The sequence below is a fragment of the Microcoleus sp. CAWBG640 genome (assembly GCF_020883015.1).
Classification (GTDB): Bacteria; Cyanobacteriota; Cyanobacteriia; order Cyanobacteriales; family Microcoleaceae; genus Microcoleus; species Microcoleus anatoxicus.
Genome location: NZ_JAHRFC010000022.1, coordinates 23364 through 42535 on the forward strand (window position 1 = coordinate 23364; position 19172 = coordinate 42535).

Sequence of the window (19172 nt, forward strand, 5' to 3'; positions counted from 1 at the left end):
GGCAATGGCCACTAGACATTCTACAATATAAGTGGTCTTACGGCAAAATCTTTGATCGTGCAAGTTAAATTTTGTTGCTCCTTGGTAGCTACAAAGCGAACAATTACTTCGCAAGCAACAGCAACTGTCAGCATCACTAAGTTTCTCGACAACGGGTAATCGCAAACGTCATCATTTGCCGGGGAGGGAACGCGATAGTGTTCGTTCCAAATTATTTCGGAGTAATCGGTGGCTAATCCGACATGGAGGCAAGGAACGGAGACACTTGCACAGTAATCCTTGACTGCTTGTCGTCCTACACTGTTATCAAAAGTATCAACGATCGCGGCGCTGTTGGCAAGTAGTCGATCGACATTGGCGGATGTCAATTCTTTTGAGTGCGCCTCTATTTTGACTCCCAAAGCGCGGTAAAGATTGTGGGCGAGAATTTTGGCTTTGAATGCACCGATATCCGATCGATAATACGGTTGAGTGGACAAATTGCGTTCTTCGATGCGATCGCGATCGACTACAGTTAATTGACCAAATCCCGATCGCGCCAAATTTTCTGTAATATTAGCACCCAAAGCGCCTGCACCGCACACGGCAATAGGGAAGTTTTTAACCATGGACATCACCGACGATGTTCTGTACAATTGTTCGTGAAAAAAAATACTCATAGTGATTGGGAATTGGGCCTGGGGAATTGGTTATTAGAAAAATCACTAACAAGTAACCATTAACGATTAACTATTACCCATTCCCGATTATCTATCTTCGACTACACCAACTAAAGACTGCAAATCGAAATTTCTGTCTAATCCACTCAGACAAATGCCAGCACTCATCACAGTCAAATCATGCTTAGCAATAGCAGAAGAATGTCTTTCACCAGTGCGGCTAGTCCATTCCACCAGCCAATAGTCATCGCGATCGCGAAAACCTTGTAATTCTCCTCCCCCCATGTGCAAAGCCCGCTGCAAGCGCTGTTCATCCCTAAATTTAGGGTCAAACTCTTTGATATTTTGTGTCACCAATTCATAAACAGTTGCCATTTCCGGTGTCATGCCTTTAAAGCGTATTTCTTGAGGCAAATTCAACTGTTTTAAAGCAGCCCTTAATTCCTCAGCAGGCAGAGGGTCTGCCCGTCGATCGATTTCCTCAAACCACCAAAAATGACCATCCCATCTAGCCACTATCGGCTCAAACTGCGAGCCTTCTGTTACGAGCTGTACGGCTACGGGTTTCACAAAACCAGTGCGCTGTTTTACATCAGATTCATTAACCGGATAAGCCAGCCAAGTTTGCCCTCTTAGTACATGAGCTAATTGCAAACGAATTGGCACAAGCAGTTGTAAATACTCTGTGACTTGTGCCAAATCTGGCTCTGCAACTACGGCAGCATTTTTCTCATTTATTGGTTGAAAAATACCCCAGCCTTCAAAGTTGCGAGGCTGCGGTTGAAACCTGTAAATCATTCCATCTATCCTTGTCCGCACCCTTCCCCCTCCCACGCAAGGTGCTAGGAATTGGGTATCGAGGAGCTTTCCTGCTTGGGCGGCAAGTTGGTTGAGGATTTTGCGGATATCAGTCATCGGATTTTAGAGTGGAGATTGGGGATTTGAGATGAGACTTCTGGCCTAATTCCCGTGGCACAGGCCCGACAGCCTGTTCAATACAAGGTTTTGGGAGTTGCTTATGGGGGATATTGACATTGCTACCGAGGCTGATTTAATATTGGTTAAGCACAAAAATATAACTCTGTAAAGGCAGCCACTAAATATGTTTCAACAGCTATTTTCTAAGTGTGTTTTAGCGACTGTTTTGACAGTGCCACTCCTGCTATGTGCTCAGACAGCTCAAGCTCAGGATAAACACGGAGCTACGGCTTATTCTGCCACTTCTGATGCCACGGGTATTAGTTGGGATCATGCTACAGAACAAGAAGCACTAGATGCCGCAGTAGCCGCCTGCAATCAGCATAGTGGAGGGGCGAACGACTGCAAACCGCTGACATCCAACACTAATAACTGTGGAGCTATTGTCGTTGGGAAAGGAGGAGCTGGTGCCGGTTGGGGTGACGATAAATCAGCAGCAGAAGCTCAAGCTCTCGCTGCTTGCAGCGAATTACCAGGAGGCAGTTGTAAAGTGCAGCTTTCTGTTTGCAATAAATAATTAAACTTCTCGATAAATTGTTTAAAAAAGAGTGAAATTTTAGAAAATTTAAAATTTCACTCTTTTTTATTTTTAATGACTTGTGATTGCATCTTTAAAGGTAGGTGCGCTATCAGCACCTTAGCCCGGATAATCTCCCATTTCAGAAGTAACTACATCGGGTTTTAGCAAACTTTCTAATCTATCTTTAGACCAATATTCAGTTGGATAAGCGACTGCAATAATATCGGAAAGTCGAATCAGCCAAGTGACTTGTCCATAAGAATCGTTATTTTCCCCGTGTTCGCTAGGGGAAACAATTACCAGAATTTCGGCAAACTCCTTGGATAAATTAATGGGGATGCCGCCGAAACTGCTATTATTTGTTTTCATCCAAACTTTACTGCCTCTATCGAGAGCTTCTTGCAGTCGTTGGGAGAGCAAACAGGATTTTTTGACCTTAGACTTTTTTGTCATAGTGCAAGCTCAAGTAGTTGTACTGTGTGTTAAGATCGAGGGCGATCGGCATTTTTACTCACTAAACCGACAAAAGCAAAAAAGGCGATCGAACTCGCTGCTCCTTACTCTACTGTATAAGAAATTGACCGAGTGCGATCGGTATAAAAAATTAATTACCAGGGAAATCGCCCCTAGTCTTAATTTATCAGCTTCCTCAGACCTCCCTTGGTCTATCTGGCGCTAAAATACAGTATAATTGGCTGCATATTCCCCAATCGTTTAAGCAAAAAAATGGACTGGCGAAAGCAAATTAATTTCGGCACTAAAAAAGTACCAGCCCAACCTGCGGTTCCAGAAACTGGGTTGTCTGTAGAATTTCTGCTAGGGCTGTTTGCGGCGGGATGGACGGAACAACAGGTGTTAGAAAAATATCCTGCACTTACTTCCTCCAAGTTGTGTGCAGTTCTAGCTACTGCTGATTCAAAGTTAGTATCATCTATAGCAAATCCTGAGTTACTAGAAATGATCGAGAGAACGATAGAATAATTGAAAATAGGGAAAAATAGGGAAAAGATTCTTACTTGAGGATATTGACGGAGATGTTTGGGAGTAAAGTACATCTCTAGCAGTTTTCAATTTCTACCTAAACTTTCTCTAACTCTTTCCCGAAACTCCAACACCGCCTCCAGCGGATCTGGTTGCTCCACATAATATGCTAGAAGTTCTAAATCTAAATCCGGCAACAATTCACTTTGGTGAATTTTTTCATATTCATCTCCTCGAAGATGATAAACCTCAAAGCGATGATTTTTCCAGAACCAAACCTCTCTAATTCCGAGCTTTTTGTAAACTGCTAACTTATCTACACCACCGCTGCTGAGTACAACCTCGATCGCCAAATCAGGAAACTCTTTCTCTGTACCGATACAATAGCACTCATCCGGTTCTGTACCGCCCTTTTTTGCTTGAATCCGAAAGGTAGTTGAACCTAATCCCCAAAACCGAGTCCGTGTTTCTTGAAAATATGCTTCTAGCAGCATACCAATATTAGTTTTGTTTTGGTCATGCCGACGACTAGGAGACATAATTTCTAGGACTTCTTCTAAATAAGTAACTCGATACCAAGGACTATCTCCCAGTTGAGTTAGTAGTTGTTCATACTGTTGCCAACTTACCCCACTCGTAATAAATCTTTCCACTGGATCTTCGGTGAAAAGCTCTAATTCGGTTGCTAAATCTTTGATTAATATTGAAGTCACCAACTGCTCCTCCCAAATTTAGAGTATAGTAGAAGATTGTGATGTAAATATCTACCTAAAAAATTACGATTCTGTTTCTGTGAATTGTCGCTGATGCTGACGCATTCCTCCTAGCATAACTCGCTGTAGTTGTCGATCGCGATCGGTTTGTAAGCTGTTACTAGCGATCGCTACCTTATCCTCAGTATCATCCTCTTCATCAAGCCCAAATTTTTTGCAAATTTCATCGAGTGTCTGAGGTTGAACAACTCTTGCTTTAGCTCTCTTTAATGCTGTCAGTAAACGAGTTGCATTAACAGGCGATCGCAACAAATAAAGAGTTTCTAGCAAACTTTCTAATTCTGCCTTAGAAATCAAAATCGCATTTTTACCGTTAGGCCTATTAATAACTATTACTTCCCCAGTTTCAACAGCGCGATCGCAGAGATTTTCTAAATTTGCTTCAGCATCAGTGTATGTAATCTCATTTGACATACAATTCTAACTCCCACTAAATTTGCGAGCATTGCCCGCCAGCTTAACTGACGAGCCCTGCTCGATTATATCACTTATCAGAATTCATGGGTTTAAAACCCCCGCAGGTTGGTGTCATGTTTTTTCTATGGGGATTTACACCCCATAGAAAAAATCTCGCGCGACCTCTGTCAACTGTCAACTGTCAACTGTCAACTGTCAACTGTCAACTGTCAACTGTTTATCATCCCTGACCGGCAGGGTTGTATCTAGAATTTCCATCAACAATTCCAGCCGCGAAGGACGACTCAACATCGGCACTAAATTCGGTAGCGAATAGTAATCTCCGGCAAACGTAAAGGTTTCCACCGCTACTTGTTTGTCCTTCAATTGCTTCTCAACATAATTGCACCAAGCGCCAACTCGCACGATTACCACATCAGGAATTACTCCCAAACTGCGGCAGTAATTTTGATAAGCATCCGCCAAGTAAGGTGCAGAGTTTTCGCCTTCATCTGTGACTATGATGAATTGCTCAACTACCTGCTTTTTAATCCGCATTGCTTCCACCGCGCAACCGCAACTTGTGCCACCGCCAGCGCGAATGTGCTTGAATGCGCGTTCCCAATCTGTCAATTCGCTACCGTTTGCTTGCACTGGGTAGGGCATGGTGTCAAAGGCGTAGACGAACAGTGCAGCGTCGGAAATGCCCGATATTAAAGCAGCGAGACGCTTCCCAACATCGATCGCGCTTTCCATACTTCCCGACTTGTCAATCAACAAACCCGTGGCTTTGGCAATTTTACCGCGCTTTTTCACCTGTTCGTTGGTAACTGCTTCCAGCTTCGCCACCGTTGCTGCGTCAAAGTTGGCGCTATCAGTTGCTACACTGGCTTTGTAAGCAGAAACCCGATCGCACTTTGCCGCTTCATCCAACTTGGCATCAATCAACAGCTTGACTTCCGGGTGATCCATCGCGCCGCGAGACTGGATGGATTTCAGGTTGTTGATGACTTCCTGCGGCGACATGGAGTTAATCAACGCGGCTAAAACTGTTGGTGTTAGCATTTTGATCGCACCAATGGCGATCGTATACGGAATCTTGTACTCAACAATCAAATTCGCTTGTTCCGCGGCTGTTGCAGCCTTAGCTAACCGCTTTAAAACGAAGGCTAGAGAGTCTTCTGGCGGATTGTTTTGGAACAGAATCGCCGACGCCCGATCGCTCGGTTTGACGTGTAAAGTCGCGTACAAGTGCTTCATCGCCTTGCGACTGCGGAGGGCGGCGCGATCGAAAAACTGCGGATTCTTTTCCCGCGATTTCAGATAGCGAGTGACAGCAGTGCGCGCACTCCGAGGCACCTTATTTTGGTGCTGCTTCATGAAGTCCACAATCCGCGAAACCTCGTAGGGAGGAAACTGTTGCAGCATCATGAAACCGGCATCCCGGTGTTCCGTTAGCGCCGAAGTCAGCAAATTTCCGACAAAAACTTCCTTGTGGTCACGCACGTCGCCTTGACGCTGATACCACACCGCTAAATGACCGTAAAAAATCGGGTCTAATTCCACAATTAGTTTGTGAATTTCTGCTACTTTTTCTAATTGACGGTGAGGTGTTGTGAGCAGACTATTGAGCATTTCTAAACGCAAATCTCGTTCTGCTGCATTCATATTCATTGGTTTTACCTAATATTTTGCACCTATTGCCTTAGTCCGCCAGGGATTGAAATCCCTGGCTCAAAGCTGAAGTCCTCTAAAGAGGACTGAAATGCGTTTTTCCGAATTTGTTTGCTGTGAGTTCTAAACAAAAACAAATATCTTTAGTCCTCTTCAGAGGACTTTAGCTATTAGACAGGGATTTTAATCCCTGGCGGACTGTTTCGGAGTCGAGTGACTTCAAATCGGGTTCAACCCAATGATTGCGGGCTTCTGAAGACATCAGGCGATCGCGCGTGTAATAGCGAAATGGTAAAGTGCGTGAAGCGGAGCTATCCCGTAGGGAATCGGCATATTTATCAATCAAACCGTTAGCCAGATGTACGATCGAGCGATTCCGGCTTTCATCGGCGAGATACTGGCGAACAATTCGCACCCAAAACAGCGTTAGAGTTTCGTGATATCCGCCATCTTTTGTGCTTTCAATTCCGTGAGCCGAGTTGTAACGTTTAATCCCATTCCGAATTGCATTTATTGCTTCTGTTTCTGAATCGTAAAACAGATACCACAGAGCAACTGTTAAATGCGCTTCGTGATTCCATTGATTTCGCGGCAGACTGCATTCTTGGAAGGCGTGAATCAGGCTGTCTATCTCCCAGGGCGATCGGTAAATTATAGTTGTAGTTTTCATAATTTAATTCTCCTTTGTCACCACTTTCGGTTCTAAAAGTTATAAAAAAAAGCACTTCGCGCAAGTTGAAAAAGTCGTTGATTCACACACAGGATTTGAACCTGTATATACTCGATCTTAAGTCAAGCGCCTTACCGTTTGGCTAGTATGTAAACTTTCCCGATCGGGGCGCGAAGTGAAAATTTCGTGTGTACTAAAGACTTCAGTCCTTATTTTTAGCTAGTCGTTCCATAATGAACTTAATTTGCTTCTTGTTGCATTGACGTTTAGCCACAACGTACTTCTCCCGGTTGACAGAAGACTTATTTTTGGTTATCCCCAAGGGTTCAATATCTGCCAGCTCGATCGCATACCACAAATCATTTATTTTCTGATAATGATGATAAGCATCTATGAAAACAAAATCATCGGGCTTCTTTTCAGGTACTTTCTGAACTCTCTTAGCTAAGCAAAGAATTCCCGTCTCAGGATGGACATAAAGTTGCTTGTACCAATAACCAAGAGGAAGAGCTGTATTATAAAATTCACGACTTTTTCGATAAGGAACCCCATCAATTAACACCGCATTTCGTTCCACGTATTGCCATACATGAGAGACAATATGTTGCCCAGATAAGGTAGTGATATCTAGGATTCCACAGAGTTTGCTGTAAACATCATCCCAATACTCACCTACATGAGATTGCAGCCATTGGTACAGCGGTCCCAGACAATCGGAAAACCATTTTGTCTTTTTTATCGGCTTAATTAAATAAGGGCTAAGCAGTCCATCTGTAGTAGCTTCTTCAGTTAGTTTTATCAGAGATCTTTTTTGCCCTTTCACCTTTCTTGAGCTGATTCTCAGCCCTCCACGAGGGCGCTCGATCACATTTTCTGCTAAGCGATGTTCGCTCATAACTCCACTATTTATAATTATCAGAAGTTCCGCGCAAGTTAGCAAAGCGTTTTGACATACCGATCGCTCTACCAGTTGAGCTACAGCCCCAGAAACGGGACTGGCAGGATTTGAACCTGCAACCAATTGGTTAAAATTGTGTGTAGGCGCTTCATATGTTAGGGCGCGGAACCCGATTCTCAAACATCGAAACTCTTTACTAAATCATGGTTTTTTTGTCTGTTTTGATAGCAGTGAAATTCACTTCGTGCAAGTCAAGAAAGCCGTTGTTCATACGCAGGAGTTGAACCCGCAACCTTTTCTTTCAAGAGAAATGCTCTACCAAGAGCTAGTATGTAAGCTTCCTTTTTTAGGGCACGAAGTGTTTGTTTCACTACCTGACAGATACCCCGCACAAGTCATCAAAGCTTTTAACTATGTGCTCTATCCGTTGAGCTACATCCCCAAGATGGGGATGATAGGAGTCGAACCTATTACCTCTGGTTGAGAAAACCAAAAAGTGTGTAAGCTTCAACTGTTGGGGTGCGGTGTAGCTGTTGTTTAAATCTAAAAAATTCAGGTAGAAGAGGAGGCGCACAAGTCAGAGAAGCTATTTTTAAAACCCCTCTCCAAGAGGCCCAGAGGGTAGGAATCGAACCTACTGTACGATGTTTAGTCGAACGTTACCAGTTTGTAAGCTTCTTTAGTTGGGGTGCGCCGCCTAATAGCCGAGCCGAAATCCTGGTTAAATACCCCCTTTATTTCTTAGTCTGCGGAGGCAGACTTCGTTTGTATAGTTGCGGTTTTAACCGCCGAACCATCAAGGGGGTAGCCAACTCAGGTAGCTGAATTTCTAGCCGTAAACGGCTTCTGGGCGCACAATTAAATCGCCCGAAGGACGCCGATCGAGCACGTAGGACTCGAAGCGATCGCCCTTAACATCAAAATGCTTGGCCAGACGTTCCTTAATGGCTTGTTCGCTCATTCCTGTCGCGATACCCAGTTGGTTTTCTGCCACATCATAGGAACGTCCTTCAAAACGAATGTGAACCATTACTGATACCTCCTTGAGCGATTTGAGATTTTGGATTTTGGATTGGTAGCCTGTCTGCTCTTTAGTCTGGCATTTATTGTCTCATCAAATCCAGTCCTATTTCCCCAAATAGGGCTGGATTTTACTGAAATAAACGCCGTTCTAAGTGATAATGTTGTTGGATGTTGCGGATTTCTTCAGTCTGTTTGGCAGGTTCAGTTTTGGCAGATTTTTCCTGCTCTGAATCCGCTTTTTCTGCATTGGATTTAGGCTGATTCGGTACAATCTCTGGCTCAGACGGAGGCAGTTTGTAACCGAAAATTGTGGTGTAAAGTAACAACATGACAATCTAGTCTCTGTTACAAGACTTTCAATTAGATGTTCCTTGAAATTTCGATTAGTTATTCAGTTTTCAAGGTTCAGAATTTTACGGAAAATACAGGTTTTTGCTTTTCCTGCCCTTTCCATATTTATATACTACATTTGTATTACACAGGTGTCAAGGGGTTGGGAAAAGTTTTTTGTCAGGATTGGGGACTCGACCAAAGAAGCTGGGTTTTTCACCTAATCTGTGGCTGTACCGAAGTATTTTTGTCGATCGAACCCGGTTTGTAGACTTCCACAGGACTATATAGATCGAAGTTCTTTGACATAGGCTATGGTATTGCGAATATTGTGGAAACCAACAGATTCGTAGAGCCGCAGGGCACCGGACTGATTATCGGCATCGACTCCGATAATGGCTGTTTCGATACCGACAGCTTTTAGCCGGTGCAAGCCAGCCAGCAGCATTGCTCGTCCTAATCCGATGTTACGGAAGCCACGTCTTGTACCCAGAGACATGATCCAGCCTTCATTGCGACCGGTGCGATCGCACTCTTCGATACTGATTTCACAGTGACAAAATGCTGCGAAAGTGCCGTCAAGGGCCACTGCAATTAAGTCTAAATCCTTTCTGTAAGTGGGTTTGGCTAAATCGTATTGGAATTGTTCTACTGTTAAATCGTGGTGGTTCCAGTGGTCGATAAATGATTGGTTGAACATTTCTACCCAAGCTTGGGCATCCTGTGCGCCCCGAAACTGACTGAGGGTGAAGCCTTTGGGGATTTTTGGTTCTGGGATTGGTTGAGAGTTCGATCGCGCCATACGACAAAAATGGCGATCGGCCTTGAAACCGCAATTTGCTAGTACAGCAATGCGATCGGTGTGTTTCGCGCGCACCCACGATCGCAGTTTCACTGGTATACCTCGTTCTGTTTGCACTTCCCGCATCCGCTTTTCTCCCCAAGCCACTGCTAGGGTTTGAATATTGCCCGATCGCGCGATCGGGTGAACGCAAAACCACAGCCAACCGTCAATCATCTCCCCAGATCCAGAAATCGACAACTGAGCAAAACCGATGAGTTTTCCCTGACTGTCTTCCCAAATGCAGATATCGCGATTTTTGTCAAGGGATGGTTGATTAAATTTTTGTTGCAATTCGGAAATGGAAGTACCTTCTTCGAGGCGATCGACTTGTTCGCAAGTATGGATCAAATGGGCGATCGCCTGTAGGTCACTTTCATCCACGTAGGGTCTGATCGACACATTTAACATATATATAGTTGACGGTTGACGGTTGACTGTTTGAACAATACCGATGCCACCAGAAACGACATCAGTTAAACGAAAAAATGTAGTTTTCGCGACAAAAGTAACAAATTGTTACTTTGTTTCTAAGGAATGAGACACAGGCAACACCCCAAAGATATATTCAAAAACATCAAGTTCGTCACCAAGTTGACCAACTGAGATAAGAAATAAATTTTCGTCTAAGTTAAGGAGAACTCAATGCTTGACGCTTTTTCAAGAGCTGTAGTTTCAGCCGATGCCAGCACCTCCACCGTCGGTGATATTGCTGCCCTCAGAGCTTTCGTTGCCAGCGGCAACCGACGCTTGGATGCTGTAAACGCGATCGCCAGCAACGCTAGCTGCATGGTTTCCGACGCTGTTGCCGGCATGATCTGCGAAAACCAAGGCTTAATTCAAGCCGGTGGTAATTGCTACCCTAACCGTCGCATGGCTGCTTGCTTGCGCGATGCAGAAATCATTCTACGCTATGTCACCTACGCTTTGTTGGCTGGTGATGCTTCCGTTCTTGATGACCGTTGCTTAAATGGCTTGAAAGAAACCTACGCAGCTTTGGGCGTGCCCACCACCTCCACCGTGCGTGCCGTTCAAATCATGAAAGCTCAAGCCGCTGCTCACATCCAAGACAACCCCAGCGAAAAATTTGCTGGTGCTAAGTTGCGGAAAATGGGAACAATCGTAGTTGAAGATCGTTGCGCCACTCTAGTTGCCGAAGCTTCCAGCTACTTCGATCGCATCATTTCTGCACTGAGCTAGTCCATTGCTAATCGCAATTCGCTCAGCAAAATTGAAACTACGCTCACTGTCAAAATCACTTTAGGAGATTTAGGAAATGAAATCAGTTCTCACCACCGCTATCGCCTCTGCTGATGCAGCAGGCCGCTTCCCTAGCACCTCAGATTTAGAATCAGTCCAAGGTTCTATCCAACGCTCTGCTGCTCGTTTAGAAGCTGCTGAAAAGCTTGGCAACAACCTCGATTCAGTTGCTAAAGAAGCTTATGATGCTTGCATCAAAAAGTATCCTTACTTGAACGAAGCCGGTCAAGCTAACTCCACCGATACTTTCAAAGCCAAATGTCATCGTGACATCAAGCACTACCTGCGCTTGATCCAATACTGCTTAGTTGTTGGCGGCACAGGCCCTCTTGATGAATGGGGTATTGCTGGTCAACGCGAAGTTTATCGCGCTTTGAGCTTGCCTACTGCTCCTTACGTTGAAGCATTGAGCTTTGCTCGTAACCGTGGTTGCACTCCTCGCGATATGTCTGCTCAAGCTTTGACTGAGTACAATGCTCTTCTTGACTACGCCATCAACTCCCTGTCCTAATTAATTAGCAGGTTTGTGATGTCGTGACTGGGTAATTTATACCCCGACAAGTCTGGGAAATCTTGGCTCGTTGCTTTACCTATTTTGGTAAGGTAAGGGTAAAGAATTCCTAGGCTTGTTATTTTGTTTGAATAGGCATATGCTAATTTCTATCGGGCATTGGTTTTATATCCGTTAAATCCGTTACAAAATCAGTTGCCGAACCATCTTCCTTCTACTATAATTTTATGGATAAACGTTTTTTTAGTTTTTTTAATTTAACGGAAGATCAGGCGATCGCGATTTTAGATACGCCCCAAGCTGAGATTGGCGAAGAGGATTCCCGCTACATTGCCGCTTCCCACTTGATCAATTTCTCCACAGATCGATCGATCGCAGCATTGATCCGAGCCGTACAGCAAACCGATCCGGTGCTGGAAAACCGGATTGTGCGCCGCAAGTCGGTGGAAACCTTGGGAAGACTGCAAGCTGTGTTAGCATTGCCGGTGATTCGCACCTGTCTGGCCGATAATGACTGCTACACGGTGGAAAATGCGGTTTGGGCGATCGGTGAAATTGGCACTCAAGATGCCGATGTTTTAGAAGAAGTTGCTCAATTGCTGGATAAACCGGGACAAACTTACCGCGTAATTATCCACACTCTGACAAAATTAGATTATGCTCCAGCTTTAGAAAGAATTCGCAGATTTGTCGATGATATTGACCCGCCGACTGCTAGTGCTGCGATCGCCGCAATTTGTCGCTTAACCAGAGACTTTTCTCAAATGGGCAAAGTTGTCGCCATGTTGCAACACAAAAATGTCCTAGGGCGCAGATTATCCATTCAAGATTTGATTGATGCGCGTTACTACGATGCCATCCCCAATATTGCCAGATGTCCCGTATCTTTAGTTTTTCGGCTGAGAGGAATTAGGATGCTAGCAGAAGCAGGAATTGCTGATAAATCCCTGACTTTTTCTACCATTCAACCTTATTTGGAACAAACCTTAAGAGACTATCCAGCAGATTTAGATTTAGTCCATAGTTATGAAGAATTACCAGACTTACCGTTTTTGATTCGCCAATTATACGAAACAGATTTTGGACGTTGCTATTTAGCGGCTAAAACGATACTTAAAAATTACTCAGAGGAAGCGCCAGCCGCCCTGTTTGCCACCTTTGCAGAAGAAGCAAATAATGACTATGGAGCGCATTTTCATGTGGTAAAATTGTTTGGTTGGTTAAAACATGATCCAGCCTACGATTTGTTATTGGAAGCTTTGCATCACTCTCAACCCCAGTTTCAGAAATCCCGTGCAGCGGCGGCGATCGCCCTAGGGGAACTCGGAGAACAACGTGCCATTCCAGAATTGAAAGCCTGTCTGGAAACTAAAATCTGGGATTTGAAGTATGCTGCATTAATCGCACTAGAAAAACTTGGTGATGTCAGTGGTTATGAACTTGCTGCGGCCGACCAAGATTGGTTAGTTCAAGCTAAAATAGATGCTTATACTTGTGTAAAATCCGAATTATAGTAGGGACACGGCACCGTGCCCATTGGTGTCAACAACCAGGCTGAAACCCTTGAGAAATCTGGGTTTTATCCCAAGTCTAGATCCCCCTAAATCCCCCTTAAGAAGGGGGACTTTGATCGGATTCTTGTCCCCCCCTTCTTAAGGGGGGCTAGGGGGGATCTAGGCTTAACAGTCAAACAGCATTCTGTGACTGGGTTTGATGTTAAGTTGACACCTTGGAGTGTCCCTACTACCGGACACGGCAGTGCCGTGTCCCTACCTGAGAAATGCTATATCTTAATTCAGCTTAATCCGAATACATAAAACCCCAAAAACCATGACAACAGATGCTTTGTTTGAACAACTAAAACACCCGAATCCTCATATGCGCGATCGGGCGATGTTTGAAATTGCCGATTCCCGCGATGAAAATACCATTTCTCGACTGGTGGGCATTTTAGATGATGAAGATGTCACCTATCGTCGGGCGGCGGTGAAGGCCTTGGGTGCGATCGGTGAGGATGCTGTACCATCGGTGGTTGACGCCATGTTAAACAGTGAGAATGTGACTGTGCGAGGGAGTGCGGCGAAGGTATTGGCGCAAATTGCGATAAATTATCCAGAGTTGCCTTTCCCGGAAGTGGGCTTGCAGGGGTTGAAAAGGGCGATCGATGACGCTAATCCTGTGGTGCATATTGCAGCGGTGATGGCATTAGGGCAGATGGGTTCCTCTGCGTTTGAAATTTTGGTAGAATCGCTGACAACAACGGATAATGTGGCGGTACAGGTGGCGATCGTGAGTGCATTGGCTTCTGTGGGCGATCGACGTTGTGTAGAAGTCCTCACCACATTTGCCAATGATGAAACCGTGGATTCCTATGTGCGGGAATCAGCGACAAGTTCTTTATCGCGGTTGGATTTGGTGATGAATTATAAGCGTGCAGAATAGTTGGGTTTATGGTTGTGTGTTGAATGATTTGTAAGCAAAAATTGTAATGGTCAGAAAAACTCACCCAAAGCCAGAAGTTGAGGATGCGTTGAGATACGCTGAAAAAAATGGATGGCGCGTTGATGTTGGTGGTTCTCATGCTTGGGGAAAAATCTATTGTCCCTATAATGATAAAGAGTGTAGAAGTGGAATTTTTTGTATCTCCAGTATTTGGAGTACCCCAAAAAATTCAGGGAATCATGGCAAACAAATTCGCCGAGTAGTGGATAACTGCACAAAACATAACGATGTGAATGAGTTTTACCCAGAGGAGGAATCAGAATGAATGAGTATGATTTTACTGTGAAGTTTAATCTAGAAAATCCCCTAGCCAATACTGACGATTTTATCGAGAAACTATATGCAGGTGGCTGTGACGATGCGTTAATTGGAGTTGGAAACAAAGGATATGTCGCACTAAATTTCATCCGCGATGCATCATCGGCTTATGAAGCTATTTCTACGGCGATTCATGATGTCAAAAAAGTTGTTCCAGATGCCACTCTAATTGAAGCAGCACCAGATTTTGTTGGCTTGACGGATGCAGCTAAAATTCTGGGGTACACTCCACAGCACATGACAAATCTCACCCTCGAAAGCGACTCAAAATTTCCGATTCCTGTTTATGAAGGTGCCCACTCTGTCTGGCATTTAGCGGAGATTTTAATTTGGTTGCGCGAAAATCAAACGCATTCAATTGATGATACATTGTTAGATATTGCTCAAACCAATATGAATATTAATATTGCTACCAGTTGGCAAAAGATCCCTCTTGATACCCAAGAAAGTATCAAGGCGCTGGCTGTTTAGACTGGTTTGTGCGATATTACTGAGGTACATTGCAAATCTAAGGAAGACACCAATGAAAATCAAAGTCAAAAATCTTGGTGCCCTAAAACAAGCCGAATTCACCCTGGGCGAGTTGACAATTATTTGTGGCGGCAACAATACCGGAAAGACCTACGCTACCTATGCACTGTTTGGCTTTTTGTTTACTTGGCGGCAGATTTTGGCGATCGAAATCAACGACGATAATATCCAACAACTCCTTGCTGACGGCGTAATTCATCTAGATATACAAAAATATGTCAAACAGGCTGAGCAAATTGTTTCTAAAGCTTGTCAAGTTTATACACAGCAATTGCCTCAGATTTTCGCAGCGCCGGCTAAAAGATTTAAAAAAACAGAGTTTCAGGTAAATCTAGATATCAAAAATATTCGTTTAACACGCAAGTTCGAGCTAACAATAGGATCTGCCAATGTCGAATTATTCTCTATGACCAAAAGAGAAGAAAGTAGAGAATTAGTTGTCACCTTGCTAGTTGAAAAAGAAAAGGCAAAAATTCCCAATCAAATACTTAAACACACCATTGCTGATGCACTGAAAGATATCATTTTTGCCGAAATTATTCCTCGTCCTTTTATCGCTAGTGCAGAACGAACTGGTGCAGCTATTTTTCGCAAAGAGTTGAATTTTGCCCGCAATAGATTGCTTGAACAAATGGGTCAAGGCAATAATAATATCAATCCAATGGAGCTTTTATTTAAAGCTTATCAGGACTACGCTTTGCCAATCAACACAAACGTTGACTTTACAAGGGAACTGGAAACCGTTGTCAAGAAAAGCAGTTTTATTGCCGAGAAACATCCTGATATACTGGAGTATTTTGCTGACATAATCGGCGGCCAATACACTGTTACCCGTAATGATGAACTTTATTATGAGCCCAATGGTAAAAAGCTCAAGCTTTCTATGGATGAAAGTTCTAGTGCTGTACGTTCTCTATTAGCCATCGGTTTTTACCTCAAACATGAGGCTCAAATTGGCGATTTATTGATGATAGATGAACCAGAATTGAATCTACATCCTGAAAACCAGCGCCGCGTCGCACGTCTATTTGCTCGCTTGGTAAATCTGGGTATTAAGGTTTTTATCACTACCCACAGTGATTACATTATTAAAGAACTGAATACATTGATTATGCTTAACCACGATAAACCTCATCTGAAGCGAATTGCTGAAGAAGAAGGTTATAGGGAAGTAGAACTAATTTCGTCTAACAAAATCAAGGTTTATATTGCGGAAGAGACAGGGAAGACAAAAACAAATAAATGTCAAACTCTTACACCAGCCGATATCGATCCAGAAATGGGTATTGAAGCCCGCAGTTTTGATACCACGATTGAAACGATGAACAGGATTCAGGAATCGATTGTCTGGGGTCAGGATTGATGTCTGATATTGCTATCCTCAAAGAGATGATTCAGGAAAGTGCTACAGTGCCATTGGAAGAACACAAAGGTAAAAAGCAAGTTATACTCAAAGAACCTCCGCCTGCTGATTATTCTGTTGAATATCGTTTTATCAGTATCGGTCATATTAGCATTCCCAAAGGAAAAACACGCAATAATCGCTCAACTGAGACTAATGACCGTTTAACTGAGATTCACAATCGTCCTGATAAGATGCTGGAAATTAGTAGACCCAATAAACTTCAATTCAATCATTTAATCTACGGGAGATAGATAGTGTGGTGAACTTCAAAATCAGCGCTTCGGGACTTAGCTTTTACTTTCCAAACAACTTTTACCTTTTACCCCTTTCTCCTTTCAACCTTAAAACATCCTCGATCGCCTAATCCATCACTATTTTGAAAAAAAGAGTTAAGATAGATATCTAGAGAACATTCAGGTTTCATTTAGGAGTGATTTTCATGTCTAATCCTACAATTGAAGCAAAAATCAGTCTCCCTGCTAATTTACTAGAAGCGACTGATAAAGCAGTAAACCAGGGAAAAGCCAAGAGTCGTGATGAATTTATTATGCGGGCTATTTGTCGAGAATTAGCAGCGCTGAAACGAGCTGAAATTGATGAAGCACTAGCAGAAATGACAAGCGATCCAGAATATCAAGCTGAAGTTTTACAGATGGAGGCTGAATTTGCTACAGCTTCTTGGGAGGCTTTTAAATTAGCGGAGTCTCAAGAATGAAAAGAGGAGAGGTTTATTTAGCTCGTCTCGATCCTGTGGAAGGTTCTGAACAAGGGGGAAATCGTCCGGTGATTATAGTCAGTCGCGACGTAATTAATGCTAGTAGTCCAGTCGTTTTGGCAGTTCCCTGTACCACTTATCAACAAAACAAGCGCATTTTTCCATCTCAGGTTTTGATTAAAGCTCCTGATGGAGGATTAGAAAGGGATTCAATTGTTAAAGCGGATCAAGTGCGGGTATTGGCAAAAACTAGACTTTTGCAAATGCTGGGAAAGCTTTCAGAGGCAAAAATTGCCGAACTTAATCGCGCTTTAATGATTGCTTTAGATTTACCAGGACAAGATGATGAGGAAAGTTGAAAAATGGCAGACTAAGTATCGAGTGACGTTTGGTTGTTGTTTCAACAGTATCAATCAAAAAGATATCACGGCTGGTTAACTCAGCCTTTTATCCTTTTACCCTTTTCTCCTTTCAACCTTAAAAACATCCTCAATACTTTTCCCAGCCGTTTTATCCTCCCAGCCCATCGCCATCAAGAAACTATCAGCAGACGGAGTTTCCACCACATCAACCCCCCATTCTCCCGTTTGTAGCGCTTCAGCATCGCTACTCAATGGCGGAGTCTTCTTCAACCCTGCTAAAATCAAAATATCAGGAAAAGAATCATCCGCTTTCCCTTGACTCATCCGCCGATTCACCAAAGCTTCAGCGCAAAATTCCCCAACTTGAGGCGGAGCAAAATCATTAGTAGAAAATAAAACTTCTACCATCCAATGAGCATGATTTAATTGACGACACTTAATCTCAGGATATTGGCTTAAACCATCAACAAATACCAGGGTCAAATCTTCCCGACTCAAGGGCCCAAAAACACCTTCTGGCATATCAAAATTATGAGAAAGCAACATCCGCCCGGTTCCAGATTCAGTCATGTTTTTAATTACTTAATTTGAGAAATTGCCAACTTAATCACACCTTGAATCGCCACTTCCGATTCCTTAGCTAATGCAGCTTGTAGTGGTTCGATCGCACTTCGATCGCCTACTTTCATCAAAGACAAGGCCGCCGCCCTGCGAGTTTCCCCATCACCACCATCCAGCAACTCAATCAGGTTGGGGATTGCAGGCTTATAGGCGAGATTTCCCAAAGCAGCCGCCGCCTCACAACGCACATCAACATCCACATCCGTTAGAGACTTAACCAAAATCTCGAATAACTCCGGCTTCGGTTCTTCCTGTGCAACTTTGGCGATCGCACCAACCACCGCACCACGCACCACAGACGAATCAGAGGCGATCGCCTGATACAAATACTCCTTCGCCCCCGCCCCAATAAACGCCAACGCCCAAGCCGCATGACCGATCGTACTTTCCGGCAAATCCTTCGTGCCCAAAATATCCAACAAAGCCTGCACAGATGGCTCCCCAATCCTCGCCAGCGCCCCAATTGACGAACCCTTAACCACTGTATCCTGATCATTCAATAAGGCATGAATTAGATGAGGAACCGCCGTCGGATCAGCAATCAAAGTCAGAGTTTTAGCAGCCGCACGTCGCACAACTGGATTAGGATGATTTGCCAAACCATCCAACAAAACAGGAGTCGCAGCTTCACCAATTTCAGCCAAAGTTTCCGCGAAACGCAGTCGAGTCATCCCCCGCGAATCTCCCATACATTCAACCAACCGCTTCAAAACCTCAGAATCATCAGGATTGAAAGTATCTAAATCTATTTGTTCAGTAACTTCCCGCAGAAAAGCATCTGCTTTTGCATGAGCCAATACAATTGGATCGTCCTGAGATTGAGCACTAGAATTGACCATAATTGTCACCTAATTATTAGTAGTTATAGCAGCCAATTGAGCGCGAAGACTCTCAAGTCCAGCATCAATTTTAGCAAGTTCCGGCTCAATTTTAGCCAGGGCTGGTTTCTGGGGTAGCTTTGCCTTTTGTGCCGCTGCGATTGTTTCAGTCACCAAACGTTCCCGATACCGCTCAAATTCGGCAATCACTTCCACCAATTCTTCAGCATCTGTCTCAGTCGAATTTTCGGTTGAATCTTCGGCAGATTCATCACGATCAGATGGTGTAACTTCTTCGTTTTCAGACATAGTTTTGATAGTTTGATAACACGTAAAAAAATTAGGCGATCGTGTTTAGTTAAGCAAATTAAATTGCCGTAGGGGCG

The 19172-nt window shown here is 43.8% G+C and carries 26 protein-coding genes and 2 tRNA genes; 12 read left to right on the forward strand and 16 right to left on the reverse strand.

Annotated features, from left to right (window positions below; genetic code table 11):
• Positions 1 to 20: 20 nt before the first annotated feature.
• Together AAFP11_RS13595 and AAFP11_RS13600 are read right to left on the reverse strand one after the other, a co-directional pair.
• Positions 21 to 659, reverse strand: coding sequence for a ThiF family adenylyltransferase (locus AAFP11_RS13595; RefSeq protein WP_341737546.1), 639 nt, complete (start codon positions 657 to 659; stop codon positions 21 to 23).
• Positions 660 to 746: 87 nt separating this feature from the next.
• On the reverse strand, positions 747 to 1574 hold the full coding sequence (locus tag AAFP11_RS13600) for a hypothetical protein (protein ID WP_341737547.1): 828 nt from the start codon (positions 1572 to 1574) through the stop codon (positions 747 to 749).
• Positions 1575 to 1761: 187 nt separating this feature from the next.
• Here AAFP11_RS13600 and AAFP11_RS13605 point away from each other — a divergent pair, with 187 nt between their 5' ends.
• On the forward strand, positions 1762 to 2154 hold the full coding sequence (locus AAFP11_RS13605) for a DUF4189 domain-containing protein (protein ID WP_341737548.1): 393 nt from the start codon (positions 1762 to 1764) through the stop codon (positions 2152 to 2154).
• 120 nt (positions 2155 to 2274) lie between these two features.
• On the opposite strand, the gene AAFP11_RS13610 is transcribed toward AAFP11_RS13605, so the two are convergent.
• Positions 2275 to 2610 (reverse strand): hypothetical protein, encoded by a 336-nt coding sequence (locus tag AAFP11_RS13610; protein WP_340517032.1) that lies wholly within the window; start codon positions 2608 to 2610, stop codon positions 2275 to 2277.
• A 273-nt stretch (positions 2611 to 2883) separates the two neighbouring features.
• On the opposite strand from AAFP11_RS13610, the gene AAFP11_RS13615 reads away from it, so the two are divergent.
• Positions 2884 to 3138, forward strand: a complete 255-nt coding sequence (locus AAFP11_RS13615; RefSeq protein ID WP_341737549.1) for a DUF433 domain-containing protein — start codon at positions 2884 to 2886, stop codon at positions 3136 to 3138.
• Between the two features lie 86 nt (positions 3139 to 3224).
• Here AAFP11_RS13615 and AAFP11_RS13620 read toward each other — a convergent pair whose 3' ends face one another.
• From AAFP11_RS13620 to AAFP11_RS13665, 10 genes are all read right to left on the reverse strand, one after another.
• Complete coding sequence (locus AAFP11_RS13620; protein ID WP_341737550.1) at positions 3225 to 3851, reverse strand: Uma2 family endonuclease; 627 nt, start codon at positions 3849 to 3851, stop codon at positions 3225 to 3227.
• Positions 3852 to 3914: 63 nt separating this feature from the next.
• Positions 3915 to 4325, reverse strand: coding sequence for a type II toxin-antitoxin system prevent-host-death family antitoxin (locus tag AAFP11_RS13625; protein WP_341737551.1), 411 nt, complete (start codon positions 4323 to 4325; stop codon positions 3915 to 3917).
• Positions 4326 to 4523: 198 nt separating this feature from the next.
• Positions 4524 to 5981 carry a hypothetical protein gene (locus AAFP11_RS13630; protein ID WP_341737552.1) on the reverse strand — a complete coding sequence of 486 codons (1458 nt, stop codon included), beginning with the start codon at positions 5979 to 5981 and terminating at the stop codon, positions 4524 to 4526.
• Between the two features lie 163 nt (positions 5982 to 6144).
• On the reverse strand, positions 6145 to 6651 hold the full coding sequence (locus AAFP11_RS13635) for a hypothetical protein (protein WP_341737553.1): 507 nt from the start codon (positions 6649 to 6651) through the stop codon (positions 6145 to 6147).
• Positions 6652 to 6734: 83 nt separating this feature from the next.
• A tRNA-Leu gene (locus AAFP11_RS13640) sits at positions 6735 to 6803 on the reverse strand.
• 50 nt (positions 6804 to 6853) lie between these two features.
• The gene (locus AAFP11_RS13645) at positions 6854 to 7546 is read right to left on the reverse strand and encodes a hypothetical protein (protein WP_341737554.1); all 693 of its coding nucleotides are present in this window, start codon (positions 7544 to 7546) and stop codon (positions 6854 to 6856) included.
• 271 nt (positions 7547 to 7817) lie between these two features.
• A tRNA-OTHER gene (locus AAFP11_RS13650) sits at positions 7818 to 7884 on the reverse strand.
• 494 nt (positions 7885 to 8378) lie between these two features.
• The gene (locus AAFP11_RS13655) at positions 8379 to 8579 is read right to left on the reverse strand and encodes a hypothetical protein (RefSeq protein ID WP_340517046.1); all 201 of its coding nucleotides are present in this window, start codon (positions 8577 to 8579) and stop codon (positions 8379 to 8381) included.
• 121 nt (positions 8580 to 8700) lie between these two features.
• The gene (locus AAFP11_RS13660; RefSeq protein ID WP_341737555.1) at positions 8701 to 8901 is read right to left on the reverse strand and encodes a radical SAM protein; all 201 of its coding nucleotides are present in this window, start codon (positions 8899 to 8901) and stop codon (positions 8701 to 8703) included.
• 284 nt (positions 8902 to 9185) lie between these two features.
• Positions 9186 to 10127, reverse strand: coding sequence for a GNAT family N-acetyltransferase (locus tag AAFP11_RS13665; RefSeq protein WP_341737556.1), 942 nt, complete (start codon positions 10125 to 10127; stop codon positions 9186 to 9188).
• Between the two features lie 261 nt (positions 10128 to 10388).
• Here AAFP11_RS13665 and cpeB point away from each other — a divergent pair, with 261 nt between their 5' ends.
• The 10 genes from cpeB to AAFP11_RS13715 all read left to right on the forward strand — a co-directional run bounded on the left by cpeB (position 10389) and on the right by AAFP11_RS13715 (position 17344).
• Positions 10389 to 10943: a C-phycoerythrin subunit beta gene (cpeB, locus tag AAFP11_RS13670; RefSeq protein WP_096830782.1), complete on the forward strand. Its 555-nt coding sequence runs from the start codon at positions 10389 to 10391 to the stop codon at positions 10941 to 10943.
• 76 nt (positions 10944 to 11019) lie between these two features.
• The gene (locus AAFP11_RS13675) at positions 11020 to 11514 is read left to right on the forward strand and encodes a bleomycin hydrolase (RefSeq protein WP_096830783.1); all 495 of its coding nucleotides are present in this window, start codon (positions 11020 to 11022) and stop codon (positions 11512 to 11514) included.
• A 227-nt stretch (positions 11515 to 11741) separates the two neighbouring features.
• Entirely contained in the window at positions 11742 to 13028 is a 1287-nt protein-coding gene (locus AAFP11_RS13680; protein WP_341737557.1) for a HEAT repeat domain-containing protein, read from the forward strand.
• A gap of 316 nt (positions 13029 to 13344) precedes the next feature.
• Positions 13345 to 13956: a HEAT repeat domain-containing protein gene (locus tag AAFP11_RS13685; protein ID WP_341737558.1), complete on the forward strand. Its 612-nt coding sequence runs from the start codon at positions 13345 to 13347 to the stop codon at positions 13954 to 13956.
• A gap of 46 nt (positions 13957 to 14002) precedes the next feature.
• On the forward strand, positions 14003 to 14281 hold the full coding sequence (locus AAFP11_RS13690) for a hypothetical protein (RefSeq protein WP_341737559.1): 279 nt from the start codon (positions 14003 to 14005) through the stop codon (positions 14279 to 14281).
• Positions 14278 to 14805, forward strand: a complete 528-nt coding sequence (locus AAFP11_RS13695) for a hypothetical protein (RefSeq protein ID WP_341737560.1) — start codon at positions 14278 to 14280, stop codon at positions 14803 to 14805. The genes AAFP11_RS13690 and AAFP11_RS13695 overlap by 4 nt, the downstream gene beginning before the upstream one ends.
• A 52-nt stretch (positions 14806 to 14857) precedes the next feature.
• Entirely contained in the window at positions 14858 to 16228 is a 1371-nt protein-coding gene (locus AAFP11_RS13700; RefSeq protein WP_341737561.1) for an AAA family ATPase, read from the forward strand.
• Positions 16228 to 16521, forward strand: coding sequence for a hypothetical protein (locus AAFP11_RS13705; RefSeq protein ID WP_341737562.1), 294 nt, complete (start codon positions 16228 to 16230; stop codon positions 16519 to 16521). Before AAFP11_RS13700 ends, AAFP11_RS13705 begins: the two co-directional genes overlap by 1 nt.
• A gap of 188 nt (positions 16522 to 16709) precedes the next feature.
• Positions 16710 to 16985: a CopG family transcriptional regulator gene (locus tag AAFP11_RS13710; protein WP_293150304.1), complete on the forward strand. Its 276-nt coding sequence runs from the start codon at positions 16710 to 16712 to the stop codon at positions 16983 to 16985.
• Positions 16982 to 17344: a type II toxin-antitoxin system PemK/MazF family toxin gene (locus AAFP11_RS13715; protein WP_293338289.1), complete on the forward strand. Its 363-nt coding sequence runs from the start codon at positions 16982 to 16984 to the stop codon at positions 17342 to 17344. Before AAFP11_RS13710 ends, AAFP11_RS13715 begins: the two co-directional genes overlap by 4 nt.
• Before the next feature lie 96 nt (positions 17345 to 17440).
• Here the strand turns inward: AAFP11_RS13715 and AAFP11_RS13720 are convergent, their stop codons facing one another.
• Genes AAFP11_RS13720 through AAFP11_RS13730 form a run of 3 tightly spaced genes read right to left on the reverse strand, consistent with a single transcriptional unit; the run spans position 17441 to position 19095 of the window.
• Positions 17441 to 17917: a DUF2656 domain-containing protein gene (locus AAFP11_RS13720; protein ID WP_341737563.1), complete on the reverse strand. Its 477-nt coding sequence runs from the start codon at positions 17915 to 17917 to the stop codon at positions 17441 to 17443.
• A gap of 8 nt (positions 17918 to 17925) precedes the next feature.
• Entirely contained in the window at positions 17926 to 18807 is an 882-nt protein-coding gene (locus AAFP11_RS13725) for a HEAT repeat domain-containing protein (RefSeq protein ID WP_341737564.1), read from the reverse strand.
• A gap of 9 nt (positions 18808 to 18816) precedes the next feature.
• The gene (locus AAFP11_RS13730) at positions 18817 to 19095 is read right to left on the reverse strand and encodes a hypothetical protein (RefSeq protein ID WP_341737565.1); all 279 of its coding nucleotides are present in this window, start codon (positions 19093 to 19095) and stop codon (positions 18817 to 18819) included.
• Positions 19096 to 19172: the final 77 nt, after the last annotated feature.

Coding starts and splice junctions, on each gene's coding strand:
- cpeB (WP_096830782.1), top strand. CDS start 10,389: ATGCTTGACGCTTTTTCAAGAGCTGTAGTTTCAGCCGATGCCAGCACC.
- AAFP11_RS13615 (WP_341737549.1), top strand. CDS start 2,884: ATGGACTGGCGAAAGCAAATTAATTTCGGCACTAAAAAAGTACCAGCC.
- AAFP11_RS13715 (WP_293338289.1), top strand. CDS start 16,982: ATGAAAAGAGGAGAGGTTTATTTAGCTCGTCTCGATCCTGTGGAAGGT.
- AAFP11_RS13635 (WP_341737553.1), bottom strand. CDS start 6,651: ATGAAAACTACAACTATAATTTACCGATCGCCCTGGGAGATAGACAGC.
- AAFP11_RS13675 (WP_096830783.1), top strand. CDS start 11,020: ATGAAATCAGTTCTCACCACCGCTATCGCCTCTGCTGATGCAGCAGGC.
- AAFP11_RS13710 (WP_293150304.1), top strand. CDS start 16,710: ATGTCTAATCCTACAATTGAAGCAAAAATCAGTCTCCCTGCTAATTTA.
- AAFP11_RS13730 (WP_341737565.1), bottom strand. CDS start 19,095: ATGTCTGAAAACGAAGAAGTTACACCATCTGATCGTGATGAATCTGCC.
- AAFP11_RS13725 (WP_341737564.1), bottom strand. CDS start 18,807: ATGGTCAATTCTAGTGCTCAATCTCAGGACGATCCAATTGTATTGGCT.
- AAFP11_RS13595 (WP_341737546.1), bottom strand. CDS start 659: ATGAGTATTTTTTTTCACGAACAATTGTACAGAACATCGTCGGTGATG.
- AAFP11_RS13605 (WP_341737548.1), top strand. CDS start 1,762: ATGTTTCAACAGCTATTTTCTAAGTGTGTTTTAGCGACTGTTTTGACA.
- AAFP11_RS13610 (WP_340517032.1), bottom strand. CDS start 2,610: ATGACAAAAAAGTCTAAGGTCAAAAAATCCTGTTTGCTCTCCCAACGA.
- AAFP11_RS13660 (WP_341737555.1), bottom strand. CDS start 8,901: ATGTTGTTACTTTACACCACAATTTTCGGTTACAAACTGCCTCCGTCT.
- AAFP11_RS13645 (WP_341737554.1), bottom strand. CDS start 7,546: ATGAGCGAACATCGCTTAGCAGAAAATGTGATCGAGCGCCCTCGTGGA.
- AAFP11_RS13680 (WP_341737557.1), top strand. CDS start 11,742: ATGGATAAACGTTTTTTTAGTTTTTTTAATTTAACGGAAGATCAGGCG.
- AAFP11_RS13705 (WP_341737562.1), top strand. CDS start 16,228: ATGTCTGATATTGCTATCCTCAAAGAGATGATTCAGGAAAGTGCTACA.
- AAFP11_RS13690 (WP_341737559.1), top strand. CDS start 14,003: ATGGTCAGAAAAACTCACCCAAAGCCAGAAGTTGAGGATGCGTTGAGA.
- AAFP11_RS13655 (WP_340517046.1), bottom strand. CDS start 8,579: ATGGTTCACATTCGTTTTGAAGGACGTTCCTATGATGTGGCAGAAAAC.
- AAFP11_RS13695 (WP_341737560.1), top strand. CDS start 14,278: ATGAATGAGTATGATTTTACTGTGAAGTTTAATCTAGAAAATCCCCTA.
- AAFP11_RS13630 (WP_341737552.1), bottom strand. CDS start 5,981: ATGAATATGAATGCAGCAGAACGAGATTTGCGTTTAGAAATGCTCAAT.
- AAFP11_RS13600 (WP_341737547.1), bottom strand. CDS start 1,574: ATGACTGATATCCGCAAAATCCTCAACCAACTTGCCGCCCAAGCAGGA.
- AAFP11_RS13625 (WP_341737551.1), bottom strand. CDS start 4,325: ATGTCAAATGAGATTACATACACTGATGCTGAAGCAAATTTAGAAAAT.
- AAFP11_RS13685 (WP_341737558.1), top strand. CDS start 13,345: ATGACAACAGATGCTTTGTTTGAACAACTAAAACACCCGAATCCTCAT.
- AAFP11_RS13720 (WP_341737563.1), bottom strand. CDS start 17,917: ATGACTGAATCTGGAACCGGGCGGATGTTGCTTTCTCATAATTTTGAT.
- AAFP11_RS13700 (WP_341737561.1), top strand. CDS start 14,858: ATGAAAATCAAAGTCAAAAATCTTGGTGCCCTAAAACAAGCCGAATTC.